The sequence below is a fragment of the Winogradskyella sp. genome (genome assembly GCF_045105575.1).
Taxonomy (GTDB): Bacteria; Bacteroidota; Bacteroidia; order Flavobacteriales; family Flavobacteriaceae; genus Winogradskyella.
Genome location: NZ_JBGCDQ010000040.1, coordinates 1 through 18436 on the forward strand (window position 1 = coordinate 1; position 18436 = coordinate 18436).

Genomic DNA, 18436 nt, shown 5'->3' on the forward strand with positions numbered 1-18436 from the left:
CGAGTCAAAAAAGAGCAATATTAGCGTGTTAAAATCATTATTTTATAAAAGACAAGAAGTCTTTAAAATAGCTGCGTAATTTTAAAATTTAATGTAAATTAGAATCTTAATAGGTAGTTTTGAGACAGACTGCCGTTGTAGCCAATTAGAGAAACGAGATACTTATGAACAGAAAGAATAGCATTTTGACATTGATAAGTATTTTATGCTTACTATTTTCTATTCAATCTTGTAAAAAATTATCGAATGAAAATATCAGTATAATTTCTATTCCGAATGATAGTATCAAAGGTCATGCTTTTATTGGAGAAAGTAATAGTTCTGTCAAGTATTCACCAAAAGGGAACTTTATTCAAGTGATAAAACCTGATTCTGGAATGTGGAAAAATTTGATAATTGAGAAATCAAAACAAGAGATTAATTCCAAATTATTTTTTCACGACGACGATATAAACGTTAGTATTATTTATGACAGTTTGAGTTTTGGAGAATATAATTTAAAATTCGTTTCTGACTTAAAAGATACTATTTCGGAAAAACTCAATTTTGAAAAAAATGTTGAATTAAAATTTCCGAATAAACTCAAAGAATTTTATAAGGAAAAAGAAATTGAGGATTTGAACATTGAGAAACTGACAAAAATTGACACTTTACAAGTTCTTTATAAAAATTTCGGATGCTTTGGAGGCTCAGGAAAACTAATCGAATTCATTACTAACGAAAACAACGAAATTACTTTAAGAAAAAAAATCGACGGATTAAGATACGAAGACGAACCAGAAGACGAATGGATTTACTCAAAAAAGGAAAACGTAAAAGAAGAACTAAAGGAATTTGTATCTAACGTTAAGAAGTTGGACAAAAACGATAAAAATTACTGTTCTTTTCAAATTGAATATATATTTAGAATAAAAGGAAAGAATACAATTTATTGGGTAAAAGACAAACCCTGCAAGTATATGGACGAGCTTTCAGAATTGATAAAAACAAAATAACTGGCTACAACAACGTGTATAATTCATTACTAGTACAAGCTTACTTACGAAAATCCTCGCGGATTTTCTATTCGGTTTGTATTTGCTAAATTAGTTGCTGAAACACGCAACGAAATCATACACAAAACCGTTCTGCTTTATTATGATAAACTACTAACCACTAAATATATGAGCAAAAATATGGAATCGAGCAATATGAAGAACTCTGTACTAAAATATTTCGGACGAGTATTCCTAATTGTTTTTAGTGTCGTTTTAGGTTTGTATCTCAGCGAAAGAATTGAAGATAAGAAAAATGAAAGAAATGCTCGAGAGTTATTTTTAAAAAATTAATTCAGAGCTAAATACCAATAAACAGTTATTGGATTATTGGGTTCCTTATCACAAGGAAATCGTGACTAAACTTGATAGTCTTTCTAGTGATAATAATTTCATCGAGAATTTTATGAATGATAAATCAACAATTTATCAAGCATTCAGTAGAGGAACTATTATGAGCGATGTACCTTCCAACGATGCTTGGGATATTGCAAAATCTCACCCATTAATTGTAAATATGGATTATGATAAGTTACTCATCCTATCAAAAATATATAATCAACAAAAATTCACTTACGAATCTATTTCAGAAATTATTGAGCTGATGATATCACCTGAATTTAATTCTAAAGATCAAGCGAAACAAAATGTACAATTATTCCGAGATAAGTTGAATGAAGTATATGGTAGAGAGATACAATTGCTAAACTATTATGACCAAGCAGAAAAATTTCAAAATGATTAAAAAATGATCGAATGTATTAATTGAAATGCACTTATATTGCTAATCACAAAGAAAAATAACGAAATCACAACACCAAATATAATTAATTACTTGGTTCCGACTAATCTACCAAATGGGTTATCTTAACAAGTAACTCATTGAGCAAAATCTATTACAATAAAAACGAAATGCAGAAATTTTGGAAAATAAGAGATTCTAAATCCAATAAACTAATTTGCATAAAAGATAAAACAATTTATAAAGGGAATCCGAAACAAGAGGACTTGAATCAATTAAATGTTGAATCTTCTAACCTATCACTTTTAGAGAACTTATTTAGTATTCCTTATTCTTATATCAAACGTATTGAAAACCAGAGCGGAAAGCACGACATAAAAATATTTTATGGAAATAATTCTGAGGATGAACTAATTGTAAAAGATGCACATGTAAAACAAGAGATTTTTGACTTTCTGAAAGTTGATTTACCGAATTTCAATTATACAGCTAAACTTCCAAGTGTTTGGCATTATGGAAAGCCACAATTCTTTGCTTTACTCTTTATGTCAGGAATCTTTCTATGGTCTATTTATCTTGCCATTCAAATTGAGAATGGAGCGCAATACGAAATTATTGGAGGTGGTCGCAGTATAACTGGCATTGTTCTTTTTTTAGCTAACTTCGGAGTTCAAAAAAACTGTATTGGATATGCTGTAGTATTGACAATCATAATTCTATCTCTGACCAAAAAATTAAAATCAAGAAGTGAGATGGAAATATTAAACCGATAAGGTATTATTGTTTCTTAGCATTGAAATCATTTCTAAAAATCCATTCAAAAAAACTTTAAAACATAATGTATAAGAACAAATTTATAACCAGCATCATAACATACGTGCTTCTAATTCTTCTCAGTTGCAAAGACACTAAAAATACTAACCCAACCCAAAATACAAAAAAACAAAACCAAATAACCTGCACAAATAAAGCCTGCCAAGGCACGTACCAAGGCAAAGAATTCATCAACGGAGACGATATTGCACATCAATTCTCTAACCAAATGTCCGCAGCTGTTGGCGACCAACTAAAAGCACTCTACGCATCTGGAGACTACAGTAAAGTTGATTTTTCAAAAATAGAAATGAGTACCAAAGGCATGGGTTCTGGAGACGTCGTTTATACCTTAACTATTCCATTTATAACTGTTACAGAACCATGTGAAGCTTACACAGCTTTTGATCATGTAGGTGGTTGGAATCACGCTCCTGCCCTTTCGCAACGTAAAACACAGCTCACAAATGTATTGATGCCAAATCAGCAACTAGACATTAGCGATTTAAAAACCACACAAGAGGGTTTACAAGAATATTGGATACAATGGCAACATAAGGTTGTTCAGGCTGCCTGTGAGTAATAAAGATTTCGGTTTTGATAGTTTTTTGATAGTTCTCACCACACTTCGCTGACAGGTGATTACGGTATCAAAATAGAACTGACAGAACTTTTAAATCACACGAGATCTGCAATTTTTCTAATAAACTTAGGTCAACTATTCTAACATTTTCATTATCTTGAAGGCTATAGCATTCAAAGAATTTTACAGAATGGAAAAACCAGATAAAACGTTGTTTCAAGATTTATCTCAAATTATTGAGCAAGGCAAAAAACAAGCCGTTGCGCAAGTCAATAGCACACTTACACTAGTGTATTGGCAAGTAGGTCATAGAATTAATATAGAAACCTTAAATAATGAGCGTGCTGCTTATGGAAAAGAAATTATATCTAAAATAGCATCACAATTAGAAAGTGCTTACGGCAAATCATTTCAAGAAAAGAACCTACGCAGAATGATGCAATTTGCAACAGTATTTCCAGACTTTGAGATTGTCGCACCACTGGTACGACAATTGAGTTGGACGCATTTCACAATACTTATTCCAATAAAAAACGTTGAAAAACGGTTGTATTACACAACTAAAAGTATAGAGGAACGCTGGAGTAAAAGAGAACTTAACAGACAAATAGAACGTAAAGCTTTTGAGCGGAAAGAAATTGCCCAAATACAATTGTTAGATAATCCTGAGGCCGTTCAAAATACATTTAAAGATCCTTACTTTTTAGATTTTTTGGGCTTAAAAGAAGGCTATTTAGAAAATGACCTAGAAGGGGCAATACTTAAAGAGTTAGAACATTTTATATTAGAATTAGGCAAAGGCTTTGCTTTTGTAGAACGATAAAAACGATTGATACTTGATGGTGAAGATTACTATTTAGACCTTTTATTCTTTCACAGAAAATTAAAAAGATTAGTCGCCATAGAACTCAAACTAGGCAAATTTAAAGCCGCACACAAAGGACAAATGGAACTGTATCTCAAATGGCTCAATAAATACGAAAAACAAGCTGATGAAAACCCACCTATTGGTTTAATTCTTTGTGCCGAAAAAAGTAGCGAACAAATTGAACTCCTAGAAATGGGAAAAGACGGTATTATGGTAGCCGAATATTGGACAGAGTTACCTGCTAAAAGTTTATTAGAAGCTAAATTACATCAAGCACTTTTACAAGCAAAAGCGCAAATTGAAGAGAAAAAGCTTTTAGAGTAACAGCTTTTGTTAGTATCCTAATTGTCAATTCAATTGCCATGCAAAATATATGCTGTATTAAGAAGTGTCTCATTGAGTGCTCCTATGTTTCTGAAGTTTTAGGGTAATAAAAGTCGAAGTGTAATGTACTCATGCCCCGTAAATCAACCGAACTGACCGAACTATACTAAATGAATTAAAACACCATTTAAAGTCTAGTAATTCCTTTTTACAAAATGAAATAGCCACAGGTTTAGCCAAAAAAACCTTTATTATGTATTAAAAATACGGTGAAAAACAATTATTTGTAAGAATTTAAATATAAAATTTTGATTAAGTTTTTTATTTACATATGTTTGCTGCTGAATATTAAAAGTTTAACCCAAATTTTAACCTACAAATTATGAAATTAAAGTTACTATTACTGTTTACCATATGTTCTATGGTATCCATCGCACAATCGAAAACTGCAACTCCCGTTAGTTCTGACGGTCCTGCTTTATCAGCAGGTACAAGTGGAAGTTTGACCGTTGCAACTTTCAATGAACCCGTTAACTACGACGATCAAATAAAGATCTATCCAACAGTTACGGAAACGCTTGTTTATTTTAAAGCTGCTAACCCTAAATTGAAGTTTACAATTTCAGTTTATGATATTTATGGTAAACAACAAAATATACAGCAAGATAAAGAAGCTATTGACTTGAGTGACTTAAAGGCAGGTATTTACATCATTAAGTTTACGTTTAAAAATTTCAGTGTTACAAAAAACATCGTTAAAAAATAAAACGTACAATTAAATTGAAGCCCTAATTTAAATTGGCTTTACGATACGCTTAAAACCACCTTGTTCTACTTGGTGGTTTTATGTTTTAAATTGACATAGTTACAAATTTCAATTGTCAAAAAGAGAGACTTTACTTCGGCTCAAATAAACCTTAGAACACTCAAATTGAGGTTAGAGCTTCATTTAATAGTTTTAATTACACTACCTATTTAGACATCTTACATTATGAAACTAAAATCACCCTATTTCGTTGTATTTATGCTTACGCTTGCTTTATTAGCTTGTGCACCAGAGGAAAATAATTATACTCCAGAAGAACCAAATAACGAGTTTACCTTTAATGGCGAAACTTACAATCTAGAATCCCTTATCATTTATGACGAAAACACCTCCACTAATGAACCAGGTGTTATTAGATTGAGCTTGTTTAATAAAGAAAGTGCTGTAATTACCAGTAATGCAGATGTAAACGATGTGACTTATGTGTATTTTGAAATAAATGCCACAACCCTAGAAAATTCAACATACACTACTATTCAAGAGTATAATGTATCTATTAATAATTCTGTTGTGGATAGTGATTTTATAACTGGCACCACCTTACTCAATCATAGCGATCCAGCATCTGATCTCTTTGCACAATCTAGTGCTGTAAACATTACTAACTTTACAGCATTCAATATCGTTTTTACTTTTACATTTAACAGAGCCGATGGACAGGTTATTTCTGGTAGTTACGATGGTAATTATTTAGCACCAAATGGAATTAATTAAAACTAAAATTAGGACAAAACATCAATACTAACATCCATACAACCGAAACACATAGCGTCCCAAAACATCTTACATCTCCAATGCGTCTTCAAGAATACGGAGTAGGTATTTTTAAAGCGGCATTAACTAAATCCGCCTTAAAAAAAGTACTCAAAAAAAAGTATGTTACCGTTAATGACGTTGTTGCAACTTCGGCCACATTTATACATGGAGGCGAACTTATAAGTCTCTCTATTCCAAAACATGTAAGCCCAAGTAAAACGCTTATTTTACCACTTAAGGTTTTGTTTGAAGATGATTATTTGTCCGTAATACATAAACCTGCTGGTATCTTAGTCAGTGGTAATCGTTTTAAAACCATCGCCAATGCATTGCCTCAAAACCTTAACCGAAGTACATTACCAGATGTCACAAAACCTCAACCTGTACATCGTTTAGATTATGCCACCACTGGTTTGTTATTAATTGGTAAAACCAGCAGCAGTATCAGAGCTCTAAACCAACTTTTTGAAACTAAAACGATTACTAAAACCTATTATGCCGTGACTATTGGTGACATGGATAATGAAGGCATACTAACTTCTGATATTGATGGCAAATCGTCTGTAACCATTTATAAGGTATTGCATTCTATCGCTTCTGACCGTTTTGGACAACTTAATTTAGTAAAATTAGAACCTAAAACTGGACGACGCCATCAACTGCGTAAACATCTTGCTAGCCTCGGTAATCCTATCCTTGGAGATAAAGATTATGGCATACCTCATTTAATTCTGAATGGTAAAGGCTTGTATTTGCATGCCTATGCTTTAAGTTTTGAACATCCTTTTACAAATAAAACAATGGCTTTAAAAGATGAATTTCCAAAACGCTTCCTAAAGCTATTTCCTGAAACAATAAAAGCACTCATCGCTTAAAAGCGTGAAACAAATTTGAAGGCTTAGATGACATGTCAACCGTTAGCTTATTTTTTTAAAAAAAATGAGGGTTTTTATCAGTTCAGTTGTTTCATAATAAAAAGCAAACATTATGAAAAACTCAAACAAAAAACAGAAAACAGAACACAAAACAGCTACAAGTACACCCTTTTTTAGATTTAAGAAATTGTACCTCATTCTATTATTGCCATTAATTGTTGCTACCACTTGCGAAGATGATGACATTAATTCGGGTTTTGAAACAGAATATTTTATACAAAATGATTCTAGTATCGATCTTGTTTTATTTACAGAAGGTGGCGGACAACTACCAGTACCGAGCGAAGGAGAATTGCGCGTTTCAGGTGATCTTAACCAAGATGCGGAACCCATTTCACCATCCGAATCTTTTATATTTAGTAATATTAAACTTTATAAAATGGACAATGAAGATTTCGTTTTAGCCTATGAACAAAGTCCATTAGATGATGCCTTATGGATTTTCAGTGAAACGTCTGAAAATAGATTTGCCTATCGTTTAATAATTACAGATGCCTTGTTAGATTAATTTTGAATTATTGCTATTAATTCTCAAAAGCACAAACCGTTGTGTACACCATTACTTAAAGTGAAAAAGATCCTGATGTTAGCATCAGGATTTTTTTTAGTACCTTCCTAGCACTAACTAATTACAACAATCATGAAAAATGTACTAGCCACAATCGTGGGTTTTATTGTAGCATCCTTAACCGTCTATATTTTTGAATCGCTCATTGGGCAAAATGTATTTCCTTTACCTGAAGGAGCAAACCCGATGGATATGGAATGGCTAAAAAACAATTTGCATCAAATACCAATGGGTTCAAAAATATTTGTAATCATTGCGCATTTTGCAGGTATCATCGCTGGAATGTTTGTTGCAGCCAAGATTTCTAAACAAAGTATAATTCCTAGTTATAGTGTTGGAACTCTGATGCTTCTTGCCACACTTTTCAATATTATAATGTTACCAAAAGAATTATGGTTTTCAATCTCTGATGGTGGTTTGGCTCTCGCTGGATTTTTATTAGGAAAGGCTTTGGCGCAGAAGGAAATTTTAAAAAAATCCCTTCATAAAGCTTAGCGCATTTTATTTTAAATGAAGCAGCAAATTAGGATCAGGACAGTTGGTTTTATAAAACTCTAAATCAAGTCGATTGCAAACACCTGGATAATCTCCTTTGTAATTCTGAATATCTTTTATAATCTGAAAATGCAAATGAGGTGGATAATCACCATTGACTTCTGCAGTTCCTAAAGTCGCCATTTGTGTGCCTTGTGTCACTGCTACTCCAACTTTTAAATTCTTAATTGCATCTAAACTTAAATGACCATAAAGTGTATAAAACTCTAAATTGTCAATGTTATGTTTTAAGATGATGGTTGGTCCGTAATCACCATAATTGGTATTATTTCTAAAACTATGAATTGTACCATCTAAAGGGGCGAAAATTGCCGTATCAGCTTCAATCCAAAGATCCATACCTAGATGAATGTTGCGTTCCGTTTCAGGATTTTGTTCGTTAAAATGAGTGCTTCGTCTATAAATTCCACGAGGTTCTAAGTAACCTCCATAAGCGACTTTTGCGTTACGTGTTTTTAAGTATGTAAAGATGAAACGTTCTAAATCATGAGATGATGAGACATTCACTTTTTCTAATTCAGAATTATGAAGCGATAAATCGAGCGCTAAATAGTCTTCTTTCAAAATAGAAGGATGAATTAAGGGATGGGCTTTCAAAGATTTCAAAAAAGCAGCAAAAGAAGCTAAAGACATAAAAACAAAATTTCCATAAAAATAGGAAATCTATATTATGAAAAACAGAAATAAAAAGAAGAATAAAACGTACAGCTTATAACTAACTCTAAAAAAGTTTAATCAATAATCACACTACTAAATTTAGCATTTACGATAATATTTCGGTTAGAACTTTCACCTTCAGGATAATTACGAATCGTTTTTTGTGTTGTAGCCTTATTATTAAACTTAGAACGATTGCCCTTAAAATAAAGCGTATAATCCACATCTTTTGGTAAATTAATTAAAGCATCACTGTTTTCTAACACCAAGTTGAGATTTTTAAAGGTTTCTGCTAAATTAGAAATGGTTAAGTCTCCAAAACTACCATCAATAATAGCAGTATCGTTTAAGTTACCTAAAGTAATATTCGATGATTTAGAATTCAACACTAAATTCTGAGCTGTTTTAATCTGTGCCTTATCTACAAAATTAAGATTCAACGTGCCTAAATTCCAAGTATTGATCATAACAGGTGAGTAAGACACATTAATGGAAGTGTTAGTTCCATCAATGTGTTCTGCTACTAAAAACGAGTGCGAAATATCACCCTCCATATTATGTATTAGAGATGTTAGTTTTAATTCGCCATGTCTAATATTGGTTTTAAGTTTCGCCTTTTTAGGTATTTTAATTTTAATGACCTTACGCACTTTGTTGTTGTTTCCAATTTCGAAAAAACGATTCGACTGAGATGTGTTTTGATTTATTAAACGATCGCGTCTTTTCTCCAAAGCCATTTTTCGTTCTTCATTTTTTTTCATTACGGCTTCACTGCGTGCTGCTTTTCGGTTTTCTAAAGCCGCCATGCGTTTTAATCTTTCTTGATCGCGTTTATAAAAAGCTTGCTCTTTTTGATGTTCTTCCAAAAGATCACTTTTCAGTTCCATTTGCGCTTCAAATTCTTTTCCCCAAGCTTCCATTTTTTCAGCCCATTCTTTGCCAAATTCTTCTCCCCATTTTTCCAAATCTTTAGCATATTTTTCATCAAACTTCTCACCGAATTCTACTCCCCATTTCGCCATATCTTTTGCCCATTTGCCTTCAAAACGTTTGCCATATTCTTCTCCCCATTTGGTCATTTTTTCTTGATAACCAGATTCAGCAAATTTACGTGCCCAATCCTCCATGTTTTTCTGAAATTCTTTTCCACCTTTCTTTTCATACTTTTTACTCCACTCTTTTAAATACGCTTCACCCTCTTCTTTATATTGGTTATAATCAAAATCAATGGTGGTAACACCTTTTGGTAACTCTGGTAATTTTGGCATTACAGGCTTTTCCGGCATTTCAGGTAGCATTGGAAATTTTGACATATTAGGCATCATAGGTAATACCATAACATCTGGCATTCTTGGTACTTCTGGCAAATCGGCTAAATGATATTCTAAATCTTTTATAACTCCTGAAAAGTCATCACCAACAAAAAAACTACCATAGTCGCTGCCAACTGAAGAAATTGTAACCCTATCACTAGAACCATCTACCTTAAGATTCCAGTTGTCTAAGGCCTTTTTTAATTCCGCTTCTGATAATTTCTCACCTTCAATATACGCTTCAACCGACACTTCGTTTTTATTCCAGGTATCGATTTCTATTTCTACATAACTGGTGTTTAAATCCACAACGACATCTTTATTTACCTTAATCGATTGCGATGTTTTCGTCATTTTCTTCTGCGCATAACCCAATGTAGTTAGTAAACACAGCATTAAAATTTTAATTGTCTTCATGATTTTTTTTGATTTTTTGAGATACTCAGTACAGCTGAATATCACTTGTTCGCTTTTTGATTTTTGATTTTTGATTTTGTGTACCAAAGCTTTAGCGAAGGTGCGCTGATTGATTGATTGATTGATTCTAATTATATACTTTCTTGTTTAAATGCATCATCATTAAACTCCGAAAGCTTGTCTTTAAGACGCATGACCAATTTAAGTCGGTACTTTAAATTTTCAATAAGCGCATCTAATGTGGAGTCGTTAGGTCCGTTTTCATTTAGCTCTTGCGTTAGCGTTTTATATTCATCGTTAAGTTCTTTAAGTCGCTCAATATAACCATCAAACAATTCCTTATTTTCTGATGTTAATTCTACTTTAGACAATTCTAAATTGATACTTGCTAAATAATAATCCTCTACCTTTTTTAAATCTGGTGACACATCTCCTAATGTTTTCAATTCCGTTTTAGCCACTTCAATAGAATCATTGACTTCTGTAGGAACTTGAAAAAACTGATACGCTCCATAACTTAAACCTAGCAATACAATAACGCTAGCTGCCACATTCAAAAAACTAAATTTAGTCACTGATTTTTGTTGTTTGGGTAATTCGTTTTCGAGCTTTTGTAACAACCGTGCTTCGTGACCATCAGACATTTTTATATGCTGATCTTTCTGGTCTTCATCAAACAGATGTCTAAGATCTTGTGCCATTTTTCTTTAATTTTAATTCGTTTTTTAACTTTTCTTTCCCTCGCGATAATTGGGTTCTTGAGGCGACTTCAGAAATATTTAAAATCTCTGCTATTTCTTGGTGATCGTAACCTTCAACTAAATACAACATCACCACATACTTATATTTTTCTGGTAAACGTTCTATAGCGTCTTTTGCATCCTTAATTGTAATACTATCAGCTACTGACCAATCGTGGTCATCATCTGTATCAACCACACTAAGATGATGCGCTTCTAATTCTACTAAACGTTGACGTTTCGATTTTAAAACATCAATACAACTGTTAATGACGATTCGTTTTAACCATGCTCCAAAAGTGACTTCAGCTTTATATTGGTCTAATTTTGAAAATGCCTTTATAAATGATTCCTGAACAATATCTTCAGCCTCCATGGTATCTTTTACAAATCGAAGTGCCACAATGAGCATACCGTTGCAATATTGATTGTAGAGCTGCATCTGAGCTTGCCGATCATTCTGCTTACTTTTTTCAACGCTATGAGTTTGAAACGTATTGATTTTGGCTTGGTTTTTTTTTGATTGGTTACACTCTAAAGACGAAACAAAAACTGAAGTGTTGCAAAAACATCAAAATAAATTTCGATTTATAAGAAATACTTAAAATTCAACGTTTGAGGTTTATAAAGTTAGAGATTTAAATTATCTTTAAATTTGGAATGCATAAGTTTGCATCTATTACTTTCAATATCATTTTTAGAATAATAACTATGTTTAAACGCCTCATTATTATATTAATTATTTTAGCCTTAGGCTTACTTTTATATTCTGTGTTTGTAGAAAATATTTTCTCACCACGATTAAGTCCCAAAGATTCTGCCGAGATTACACTGAATGATTTAAAATTAAAAGTTGAATATAATCGACCGTCTAAACGCGATCGTGACGTGTTTGGTGCGCTAGTTCCTTTTGATAAGGTTTGGCGAACTGGTGCCAATGAAGCCACCACTTTTGAAACCAATAAAAATCTTACTATTGATGGTATTACTTTGAAGAAAGGAAAATATACCATTTGGACTGTTCCGATGAAAAGTTCATGGAAAGTGATGTTTAATTCACAGCAATATGAATGGGGAGTTAATGAAAAGATGGAACCGATGTGGGATCCTAATTATGATGCCTTATCACTCGAAGTACCAACGCAACAATTAGATGAAACGGCTGAAAAATTTACCATTGCTTTTGATAACAAAACAGGTAATCTAAAATTAACCCTAGCTTGGGATGGTACCTTTGTGGAAGTGCCAATTAAAGAAGCTTCAACACAACCCTAACCTTTTGGTAACGCGTGGCCAAAACTAAAAAAACATATAAATCTGCTTTACAAGAACAAGAAGGTGTTACTGCGCCAGATAGTTTAAGTGCCAGTGCCGCTAATATTATAAAAGCCAATCGTAAAAAAAACATCTCAGTTAAAGCGTTAGTTTCTGATATTATTTCAGGAAACATTACGGCTTTAAGTCGCGCTATTACCTTAGTAGAAAGCACCAATCCATTGCATTCTAAAAAAGCAAATGATATCATTACGCAATGTTTACCTTATGCTAATACGTCTATAAGATTAGGTATTACAGGTGTGCCAGGCGTCGGTAAAAGTACGTTTATTGAAGCCTTGGGCATGCACTTAACAGACTTAGGTAAAAAAGTCGCTGTACTTGCTGTTGACCCAAGTAGTAGTTTAAGCAGAGGCAGTATTTTGGGTGATAAAACCAGAATGGAAGACTTGGTTAAAAACAAACATGCTTTTATTAGACCTTCACCTTCTGGAAATTCATTAGGAGGTGTGGCCAGAAAAACACGCGAATCTATTATTTTATGCGAAGCTGCTGGTTTTGATACTATAATTATTGAAACTGTTGGTGTTGGCCAAAGTGAAACCGCAGTTCATAGCATGGTTGATTTCTTTTTACTATTGAAATTAGCTGGTGCTGGAGATGAATTACAAGGCATAAAACGTGGTATTATTGAAATGGCAGATGCCATCGTTATTAATAAAGCCGACGGAGACAATATTAAGGCTGCTAAACTTGCCAAAGTAGAATTTAATAGAGCCTTGCATCTTTATCCTCAAAAGGCATCAGATTGGTCTCCGAAAGTATCCTTATGCAGTGCGCTTAAACAAGAAGGTATTTCTGAAGTTTGGGAGATGATTGAAGCTTATAAGAAAACCACTTCAGACAATCATTATTTTGAAACGAATAGAAACAATCAGAATAAATTTTGGCTCTTGCAAACCATTGAAGACCGTTTAAAATCTAATTTCTATAATTCTCCCAAAATTAAAACCGAATTGGAAGCTCAAATTAAATTAGTTGAAGCTGGAAAAACGACACCTTTTGCTGCTGCTGAGTATTTACTTCAACTTCAGTAGGCAGTTTTCAGCAAGTCCTAATACTTATGAGGAAACCTTTACTTTAATCTTTAAATTATTAAAACGACTCATTAGTACATAAATGGCTTATAAATTCACCATTATCATTCCTGTTTATAACGAAGAAGACAATCTCGCTCGATTAGAATCAGAATTGTCTAAATATATCAACATCGCGTCAGTAACGACCGCTGTGCTTTTTGTTAATGATGGTTCTACAGATACTAGTGCAAATTTAATTGAAAGCATGTGTGAACTCCATACCGCTTTTAAATTCATTTCATTTAAAGAAAATCAAGGTTTAAGCACAGCTTTAAAGGCTGGCTTTGATGCTGTAGATTCTGAATGGGTTGGTTATATGGATGCTGATTTACAAACCACACCTAACGATTTTAATCGGCTTTTGGCTTTTAGAAATGATTATGAATTGGTAACAGGAGTGCGTACCAACAGAAAAGATGACTTTATTAAAAAGATATCCTCTAAAATCTCAAATGGTATTAGACGTGCTTTCACCAAAGATGGCATCAATGATACAGGTTGTCCGCTTAAAGTATTTAAAACTGATTATGCCAAACGCATTCCTATGTTTAAAGGGTTACATCGTTTTTTACCTGCCATGGTATTATTACAAAACGGATGTGTAAAGCAAGTTACAGTTCAGCATTTTCCAAGACTTGCAGGCACTTCAAAATTTGGAGTTTGGAATCGGGTATTCGGAACGCTAATAGATTGTTTCGCTTTTCTATGGATGAAACGAACGTATATTCATTACCATATTGATAAGTCTCATCTCTAAGTTTTTAAGAACCTAATCACATTTGATTTAACGTCGAATCAATTGATGTAACGTTTTAAAAGATAGGCATTCAATTTATAAAATAGAAAACCAGCAAAAGCTCCAAATGTTAAGCCGCAGATGATATCTAGTGGATAATGCACTCCAACGTAAATACGACTGTAAGCTACCACTAAACTCCAAATTAAAAGCACATAAATAAGATGCTTAAAATAAGGTCTTAGCAATAAACCTCCAAAAACAGCAGCTGCCATTGAGTTAGATGAGTGGCCAGAGAAAAAACCATACTTACCGCAACGTGGAGCAATAAACCGCGTAAAATCCATGACACCTTCTGCTCCGCATGGTCTTGGTCGTTCAAATGTTCTTTTAAACACATTGGTAATTTGATCTGTAAACGTAATCATCGCTGCGATCACAAAGACCATGATTAATAAAGATTTCCAACCAAACTTTTTATAAATAAAAAAAAGTAAAACGGCATATAACGGAATAAATGTGAGTTTATTAGTGATTAACAACCACAAGGTATCCCAAGTTTCAGATCCTAAATTATTGAGGTATAAAAAAAGTTCTTTATCGTATTGTATAAGTTGGTCTAGCATTAATCGTCGTATCGTGCCACTTCTCTATCGTAAAAGTCAGTAGCTTGCTGAATGTAGTTTTCCGTTTCAGTTTCTAACTCTTTTTCGTCATGCTGATCGAATTCTTCAAACCACTCCACCTCATCATTTTCAAGATTAATGATAAAACGTGGGAATTCTGTATGAATGATGAAAATAGCATCTGGATGATCGGTATTATCGCCTAGTATGAATTTTGGTAGTTCCATTTGTAAAGTTTGAAGTTTGAAGCACGAAGCTCAGAGTTCATTAATTATAAGTTACAAATATATTGATTTTGATTGAGCTCTTACACTTGTTCCAGATTTTGTAACTTTATTTCTTAAAACTAAAGACTCAGCAGTATTTGGCATACGCGATGTTGGGTGTAATTAAACCTCACAGTTAAAATCATTGCTAACTTGAATCGTGCGTATTATTTTATTATATTTGTACGTATAAAGACTTGTTATGGACACAAAATTAACTTTAAAACTTAATCAGAGGATTATTGAAAAAGCAAAAGAGTACGCTTCTAATAAAAAAATGAGCCTATCTCGAATTGTAGAAGCCTATTTACAATCCTTGACTTCTGAAAACGATACTTCTGAATTCGAGATTTCACCTTTCGTAAAAAGTATCTCAACTGGAACTGAAATTCCAGCTGATTTGGACTATAAAAAAGAATATTCTGATTATTTAATCGAGAAATATAAATGAGCAAAAGGATTTTTATAGACACAAATGTAATGTTGGACTTTTTAGGAGAGCGAAAACCATTTTACGAACCGATTGCTAAAATTGCAACATTAGCCGAAAAAGAAAAACTTACAATGGTTGTTTCGCCTATTTCTTTTACAACAGTAAACTACTTTATAGCAAAATTTGAGAACGGAAAAATTGCGAGAGAAAAACTTCGAAAATTTAAGATAATCTGTGAAATATGCTCTCTCGATGAACAAAAGATTGAAAAGGGACTTAATTCTTCGATAAAAGACTTTGAAGATGCATTGCAATATTTCAGTGCGACTGAATCAGAATGTAAAATTATAATAACAAGAAACGGAAAGGACTTTAAAAAATCATTATTACCTGTAATGACAGCAGATGAGTTTTTAAAATCTCTGAATAAACAATAACTACACCCAACAATGGCTATAAGTCATTGCTTGTTCTCGCCTACTTCTGAAAATTTGCTTACGCACAGTTCACGCTTCGTGCTCGTGTCTCGCGAGTTTTCAGTTTAGTGCCTACTTGTAAAGTTTAGTGCTAAACCATGCAAATACTCATAACTTTAAATACTCACAACTCTAAGTACTTTCAGAGATCAACGTCTTCGTCAGTCTATTAAACCGAATGAAAAGTAACACAGCAGCCACACTTAGCGCAGCAATAAGTCCCATCCAAATGCCTAAACTGCCATACCTATCTTCTTTCCCTAAGAAGTAACTCACAGGAAAACCAACCACCCAATACGAAATAAACGTAATGATTGTAGGGATCTTTACATCTTGAAGACCACGTAAGGCTCCAAGTGCAATAACTTGAAGACTATCACTAATCTGAAAAACAGCTGCTGCCAATAACAAGGTTGCTGCAATTTTGACCACCTCAGCTGTATCCACTGCATTTTCAGGGTCATCTAAATTGACATATAAATCTGGAAGGAATTGATGAAACACCACAAAGAATAATGCAAAAATAACTGCAAATATAAAACCGACTAAAAAGATAGATTCCGCAATACGCTTTAGGGCTTTAAAATCTTTTAATCCTTTTTGGTTGCCAACGCGAACCATTGCTGCTACACTTAAACCTGTGGCCACCATAAACGTCATGGAAGATAAATTTAATGCAATTTGATTGGCCGCTTGTGCATTAGCACCCAAAGTTCCACTTAACCAAATGGCAGCCGTAAAAATGCCAACTTCAAAAAACATTTGCATGGCACTTGGCAATCCTAAATTATTCAGCTTTTTAATTGGCTGTTGACTTAACTGAAAGAATTTAATGTTGGTGACATAGGCTTTAGATTTTTCGCGCTTAGCCAATAACCACCATAGATGTGCTACCATTACAAAACGCGAGACTAAAGTACCAACTGCTGCACCTACGATGCCCATTTCTGGAAAACCGAACTTTCCAAATATCAACACATAGTTAATAGCCACATTAAGCAAATTAGCTAAAATAGTAGCATACATTGGATATTTAGTAAGCGACAAGCCATCACTAAACTGTTTAAAAGCCTGAAAAATAATTAATGGCACTAAAGAAAATGCCACCAAATCTAAGTATGGAATTGCCAAGTCAACGACTTCTTCTGGCTGATCCATAATGTACATTAATGGCTTCGCAAACAAGAGCATTACAAACAGTGCCAGCCCTAAAACCGTACATAGAAAAAGCCCATGTTTAAAAATAGACTTCCCTTTAGCAAAATCATTTTCAGTATCGGCTTCTGCCACTAATGGTGTAATTGCTGTGGAAAACCCAATACCAATAGACATGGCTATAAATATAAAACTATTGCCTAGGGACACTGCTGCCAATTCCGCAGCACCCAATTGGCCTACCATAATATTGTCTACAAAGCTCACAAAAGTATGACCTAACATACCCAACATTACTGGAGATGCTAGTTTGAGATTGTATCTAAATTCTTTAGTGTAGTTGCTTAAAACCATGGCGCAAAAGTAGTGCTTAGGATTTTGTTGTGCGAATTAATTGATGTGCTTTGCTCAATTAGCAAATATAAAGGTTGTATCATTAAATTAGGCTCTCAAAATCATTTCTTCATAAATCTTGGCGTGTAGTACAGCATCATATCATCGAAAAAAATAGTTTTACACACTTTTAATAATGCACCATAATTAAACTCGTTGAATAGCAAATAAGTACTTTAAAATATTAAGAATAGCACTATAAATTGTGTTTATCTAATTTTCACAGAGCTTGTCGATTATATTTTTTTTAGACAAAACATGTTAATATCTTCACCAATGTAAAGTATTTATACCCAAATCTATACATTATGAAAAGTTTTAAACAAACTAACCTATACACTCAGGTTTTAAAAGAATTTAATTATTCTTTTGGAGATGTTTTTATCCTAAATAATATTGTAATTTCCGAAATTAAATCAGACATTGTGTTCACATGGGATAATCATGCAAAATTAATTATTAAGGACGTATGTGATTATCTAGATTCTGATGGATCTAATCTTATCTATATTTCGAATAGAATTAATTCTTATAATGTTATGCCAACAGATTGGCTTAAATTTTTCAAAAACAATAATGCGTTAAAAGAATATTATGTAGTTGGAGTTGAAAAATCTAGTTTTATAAATGCGGCTTTCGAAAATTTATTCTTTAATTCGAAAATTAAGAAATTTACAAAGATAGAAGCTGCTATAGAGACCGCATTACAATCTCAAATTGAAGTTTTAACAGCTTAAACAAATATGCTTTGCCTCCTTAATCTTTGTTAAATTTCGATTAACCTGTTTCGCTCGGGTAATGAAAAA

22 protein-coding genes and 1 pseudogene are annotated in these 18436 nt (G+C 33.0%); 16 read left to right on the forward strand and 7 right to left on the reverse strand.

Annotated features, from left to right (window positions below):
- Positions 1 to 164: 164 nt before the first annotated feature.
- The 10 genes and pseudogenes from AB8B52_RS09620 (at position 165) to AB8B52_RS09665 (ending at position 7944) form a co-directional block, all read left to right on the forward strand.
- On the forward strand, positions 165 to 995 hold the full coding sequence (locus AB8B52_RS09620; protein ID WP_406027518.1) for a hypothetical protein: 831 nt from the start codon (positions 165 to 167) through the stop codon (positions 993 to 995).
- 493 nt (positions 996 to 1488) lie between these two features.
- A complete protein-coding gene (locus AB8B52_RS09625; RefSeq protein ID WP_406027520.1) occupies positions 1489 to 1779 on the forward strand; it encodes a hypothetical protein in 291 nt (96 codons plus the stop codon).
- Positions 1780 to 1916: 137 nt separating this feature from the next.
- The gene (locus AB8B52_RS09630) at positions 1917 to 2549 is read left to right on the forward strand and encodes a hypothetical protein (RefSeq protein ID WP_406027522.1); all 633 of its coding nucleotides are present in this window, start codon (positions 1917 to 1919) and stop codon (positions 2547 to 2549) included.
- 65 nt (positions 2550 to 2614) lie between these two features.
- A complete protein-coding gene (locus AB8B52_RS09635) occupies positions 2615 to 3172 on the forward strand; it encodes a hypothetical protein (protein WP_406027524.1) in 558 nt (185 codons plus the stop codon).
- A gap of 190 nt (positions 3173 to 3362) precedes the next feature.
- Positions 3363 to 4364, forward strand: a pseudogene (locus tag AB8B52_RS09640) (YhcG family protein).
- A 382-nt stretch (positions 4365 to 4746) separates the two neighbouring features.
- On the forward strand, positions 4747 to 5130 hold the full coding sequence (locus AB8B52_RS09645; RefSeq protein WP_406027526.1) for a T9SS type A sorting domain-containing protein: 384 nt from the start codon (positions 4747 to 4749) through the stop codon (positions 5128 to 5130).
- Between the two features lie 225 nt (positions 5131 to 5355).
- A complete protein-coding gene (locus AB8B52_RS09650) occupies positions 5356 to 5904 on the forward strand; it encodes a hypothetical protein (RefSeq protein ID WP_406027528.1) in 549 nt (182 codons plus the stop codon).
- An 80-nt stretch (positions 5905 to 5984) separates the two neighbouring features.
- The gene (locus AB8B52_RS09655) at positions 5985 to 6821 is read left to right on the forward strand and encodes an RluA family pseudouridine synthase (RefSeq protein ID WP_406027530.1); all 837 of its coding nucleotides are present in this window, start codon (positions 5985 to 5987) and stop codon (positions 6819 to 6821) included.
- Between the two features lie 112 nt (positions 6822 to 6933).
- On the forward strand, positions 6934 to 7389 hold the full coding sequence (locus AB8B52_RS09660; RefSeq protein WP_406027532.1) for a hypothetical protein: 456 nt from the start codon (positions 6934 to 6936) through the stop codon (positions 7387 to 7389).
- A gap of 132 nt (positions 7390 to 7521) precedes the next feature.
- The gene (locus tag AB8B52_RS09665; protein ID WP_406027534.1) at positions 7522 to 7944 is read left to right on the forward strand and encodes a hypothetical protein; all 423 of its coding nucleotides are present in this window, start codon (positions 7522 to 7524) and stop codon (positions 7942 to 7944) included.
- A 6-nt stretch (positions 7945 to 7950) separates the two neighbouring features.
- Here AB8B52_RS09665 and AB8B52_RS09670 read toward each other — a convergent pair whose 3' ends face one another.
- The 4 genes from AB8B52_RS09670 to AB8B52_RS09685 all read right to left on the reverse strand — a co-directional run bounded on the left by AB8B52_RS09670 (position 7951) and on the right by AB8B52_RS09685 (position 11573).
- The gene (locus AB8B52_RS09670; protein WP_406027536.1) at positions 7951 to 8637 is read right to left on the reverse strand and encodes a peptidoglycan DD-metalloendopeptidase family protein; all 687 of its coding nucleotides are present in this window, start codon (positions 8635 to 8637) and stop codon (positions 7951 to 7953) included.
- A 98-nt stretch (positions 8638 to 8735) separates the two neighbouring features.
- Positions 8736 to 10391, reverse strand: coding sequence for a hypothetical protein (locus tag AB8B52_RS09675; RefSeq protein WP_406027537.1), 1656 nt, complete (start codon positions 10389 to 10391; stop codon positions 8736 to 8738).
- 131 nt (positions 10392 to 10522) lie between these two features.
- Positions 10523 to 11092: a hypothetical protein gene (locus AB8B52_RS09680; RefSeq protein ID WP_406027539.1), complete on the reverse strand. Its 570-nt coding sequence runs from the start codon at positions 11090 to 11092 to the stop codon at positions 10523 to 10525.
- The gene (locus AB8B52_RS09685) at positions 11076 to 11573 is read right to left on the reverse strand and encodes an RNA polymerase sigma factor (protein WP_406027541.1); all 498 of its coding nucleotides are present in this window, start codon (positions 11571 to 11573) and stop codon (positions 11076 to 11078) included. Before AB8B52_RS09685 ends, AB8B52_RS09680 begins: the two co-directional genes overlap by 17 nt.
- A 269-nt stretch (positions 11574 to 11842) precedes the next feature.
- Here AB8B52_RS09685 and AB8B52_RS09690 point away from each other — a divergent pair, with 269 nt between their 5' ends.
- From AB8B52_RS09690 to AB8B52_RS09700, 3 genes are all read left to right on the forward strand, one after another.
- Entirely contained in the window at positions 11843 to 12406 is a 564-nt protein-coding gene (locus AB8B52_RS09690) for a DUF2911 domain-containing protein (RefSeq protein ID WP_406027543.1), read from the forward strand.
- 14 nt (positions 12407 to 12420) lie between these two features.
- Positions 12421 to 13503 (forward strand): methylmalonyl Co-A mutase-associated GTPase MeaB, encoded by a 1083-nt coding sequence (gene meaB, locus AB8B52_RS09695; RefSeq protein ID WP_406027544.1) that lies wholly within the window; start codon positions 12421 to 12423, stop codon positions 13501 to 13503.
- An 82-nt stretch (positions 13504 to 13585) separates the two neighbouring features.
- On the forward strand, positions 13586 to 14302 hold the full coding sequence (locus tag AB8B52_RS09700) for a glycosyltransferase family 2 protein (RefSeq protein ID WP_406027546.1): 717 nt from the start codon (positions 13586 to 13588) through the stop codon (positions 14300 to 14302).
- A gap of 38 nt (positions 14303 to 14340) precedes the next feature.
- Here AB8B52_RS09700 and AB8B52_RS09705 read toward each other — a convergent pair whose 3' ends face one another.
- Together AB8B52_RS09705 and AB8B52_RS09710 are read right to left on the reverse strand one after the other, a co-directional pair.
- On the reverse strand, positions 14341 to 14907 hold the full coding sequence (locus AB8B52_RS09705; RefSeq protein WP_406027548.1) for a phosphatase PAP2 family protein: 567 nt from the start codon (positions 14905 to 14907) through the stop codon (positions 14341 to 14343).
- Positions 14907 to 15134 carry a hypothetical protein gene (locus AB8B52_RS09710; protein ID WP_406027550.1) on the reverse strand — a complete coding sequence of 76 codons (228 nt, stop codon included), beginning with the start codon at positions 15132 to 15134 and terminating at the stop codon, positions 14907 to 14909. The genes AB8B52_RS09705 and AB8B52_RS09710 overlap by 1 nt, the downstream gene beginning before the upstream one ends.
- A 241-nt stretch (positions 15135 to 15375) precedes the next feature.
- On the opposite strand from AB8B52_RS09710, the gene AB8B52_RS09715 reads away from it, so the two are divergent.
- Together AB8B52_RS09715 and AB8B52_RS09720 are read left to right on the forward strand one after the other, a co-directional pair.
- On the forward strand, positions 15376 to 15624 hold the full coding sequence (locus AB8B52_RS09715) for a DUF6364 family protein (protein ID WP_076614653.1): 249 nt from the start codon (positions 15376 to 15378) through the stop codon (positions 15622 to 15624).
- Positions 15621 to 16043 carry a type II toxin-antitoxin system VapC family toxin gene (locus AB8B52_RS09720; RefSeq protein ID WP_406027553.1) on the forward strand — a complete coding sequence of 141 codons (423 nt, stop codon included), beginning with the start codon at positions 15621 to 15623 and terminating at the stop codon, positions 16041 to 16043. The genes AB8B52_RS09715 and AB8B52_RS09720 overlap by 4 nt, the downstream gene beginning before the upstream one ends.
- 171 nt (positions 16044 to 16214) lie before the next feature.
- Here AB8B52_RS09720 and AB8B52_RS09725 read toward each other — a convergent pair whose 3' ends face one another.
- Positions 16215 to 17591, reverse strand: a complete 1377-nt coding sequence (locus AB8B52_RS09725) for an MATE family efflux transporter (RefSeq protein ID WP_406027555.1) — start codon at positions 17589 to 17591, stop codon at positions 16215 to 16217.
- Between the two features lie 347 nt (positions 17592 to 17938).
- Here AB8B52_RS09725 and AB8B52_RS09730 point away from each other — a divergent pair, with 347 nt between their 5' ends.
- A complete protein-coding gene (locus AB8B52_RS09730; RefSeq protein WP_406027557.1) occupies positions 17939 to 18367 on the forward strand; it encodes a hypothetical protein in 429 nt (142 codons plus the stop codon).
- Positions 18368 to 18436 lie beyond the last annotated feature (69 nt).

Bases quoted from the DNA above. Each gene is read 5' to 3' on its own strand.
- AB8B52_RS09700 (WP_406027546.1), top strand. From the start codon at position 13,586: ATGGCTTATAAATTCACCATTATCATTCCTGTTTATAACGAAGAAGAC.
- AB8B52_RS09635 (WP_406027524.1), top strand. From the start codon at position 2,615: ATGTATAAGAACAAATTTATAACCAGCATCATAACATACGTGCTTCTA.
- AB8B52_RS09670 (WP_406027536.1), bottom strand. From the start codon at position 8,637: ATGTCTTTAGCTTCTTTTGCTGCTTTTTTGAAATCTTTGAAAGCCCAT.
- AB8B52_RS09725 (WP_406027555.1), bottom strand. From the start codon at position 17,591: ATGGTTTTAAGCAACTACACTAAAGAATTTAGATACAATCTCAAACTA.
- AB8B52_RS09715 (WP_076614653.1), top strand. From the start codon at position 15,376: ATGGACACAAAATTAACTTTAAAACTTAATCAGAGGATTATTGAAAAA.
- AB8B52_RS09660 (WP_406027532.1), top strand. From the start codon at position 6,934: ATGAAAAACTCAAACAAAAAACAGAAAACAGAACACAAAACAGCTACA.
- AB8B52_RS09690 (WP_406027543.1), top strand. From the start codon at position 11,843: ATGTTTAAACGCCTCATTATTATATTAATTATTTTAGCCTTAGGCTTA.
- AB8B52_RS09705 (WP_406027548.1), bottom strand. From the start codon at position 14,907: ATGCTAGACCAACTTATACAATACGATAAAGAACTTTTTTTATACCTC.
- AB8B52_RS09665 (WP_406027534.1), top strand. From the start codon at position 7,522: ATGAAAAATGTACTAGCCACAATCGTGGGTTTTATTGTAGCATCCTTA.
- AB8B52_RS09645 (WP_406027526.1), top strand. From the start codon at position 4,747: ATGAAATTAAAGTTACTATTACTGTTTACCATATGTTCTATGGTATCC.
- AB8B52_RS09650 (WP_406027528.1), top strand. From the start codon at position 5,356: ATGAAACTAAAATCACCCTATTTCGTTGTATTTATGCTTACGCTTGCT.
- AB8B52_RS09710 (WP_406027550.1), bottom strand. From the start codon at position 15,134: ATGGAACTACCAAAATTCATACTAGGCGATAATACCGATCATCCAGAT.
- AB8B52_RS09655 (WP_406027530.1), top strand. From the start codon at position 5,985: ATGCGTCTTCAAGAATACGGAGTAGGTATTTTTAAAGCGGCATTAACT.
- AB8B52_RS09685 (WP_406027541.1), bottom strand. From the start codon at position 11,573: ATGCAGCTCTACAATCAATATTGCAACGGTATGCTCATTGTGGCACTT.
- AB8B52_RS09625 (WP_406027520.1), top strand. From the start codon at position 1,489: ATGAGCGATGTACCTTCCAACGATGCTTGGGATATTGCAAAATCTCAC.
- AB8B52_RS09730 (WP_406027557.1), top strand. From the start codon at position 17,939: ATGAAAAGTTTTAAACAAACTAACCTATACACTCAGGTTTTAAAAGAA.
- AB8B52_RS09675 (WP_406027537.1), bottom strand. From the start codon at position 10,391: ATGAAGACAATTAAAATTTTAATGCTGTGTTTACTAACTACATTGGGT.
- AB8B52_RS09720 (WP_406027553.1), top strand. From the start codon at position 15,621: ATGAGCAAAAGGATTTTTATAGACACAAATGTAATGTTGGACTTTTTA.
- AB8B52_RS09620 (WP_406027518.1), top strand. From the start codon at position 165: ATGAACAGAAAGAATAGCATTTTGACATTGATAAGTATTTTATGCTTA.
- AB8B52_RS09680 (WP_406027539.1), bottom strand. From the start codon at position 11,092: ATGGCACAAGATCTTAGACATCTGTTTGATGAAGACCAGAAAGATCAG.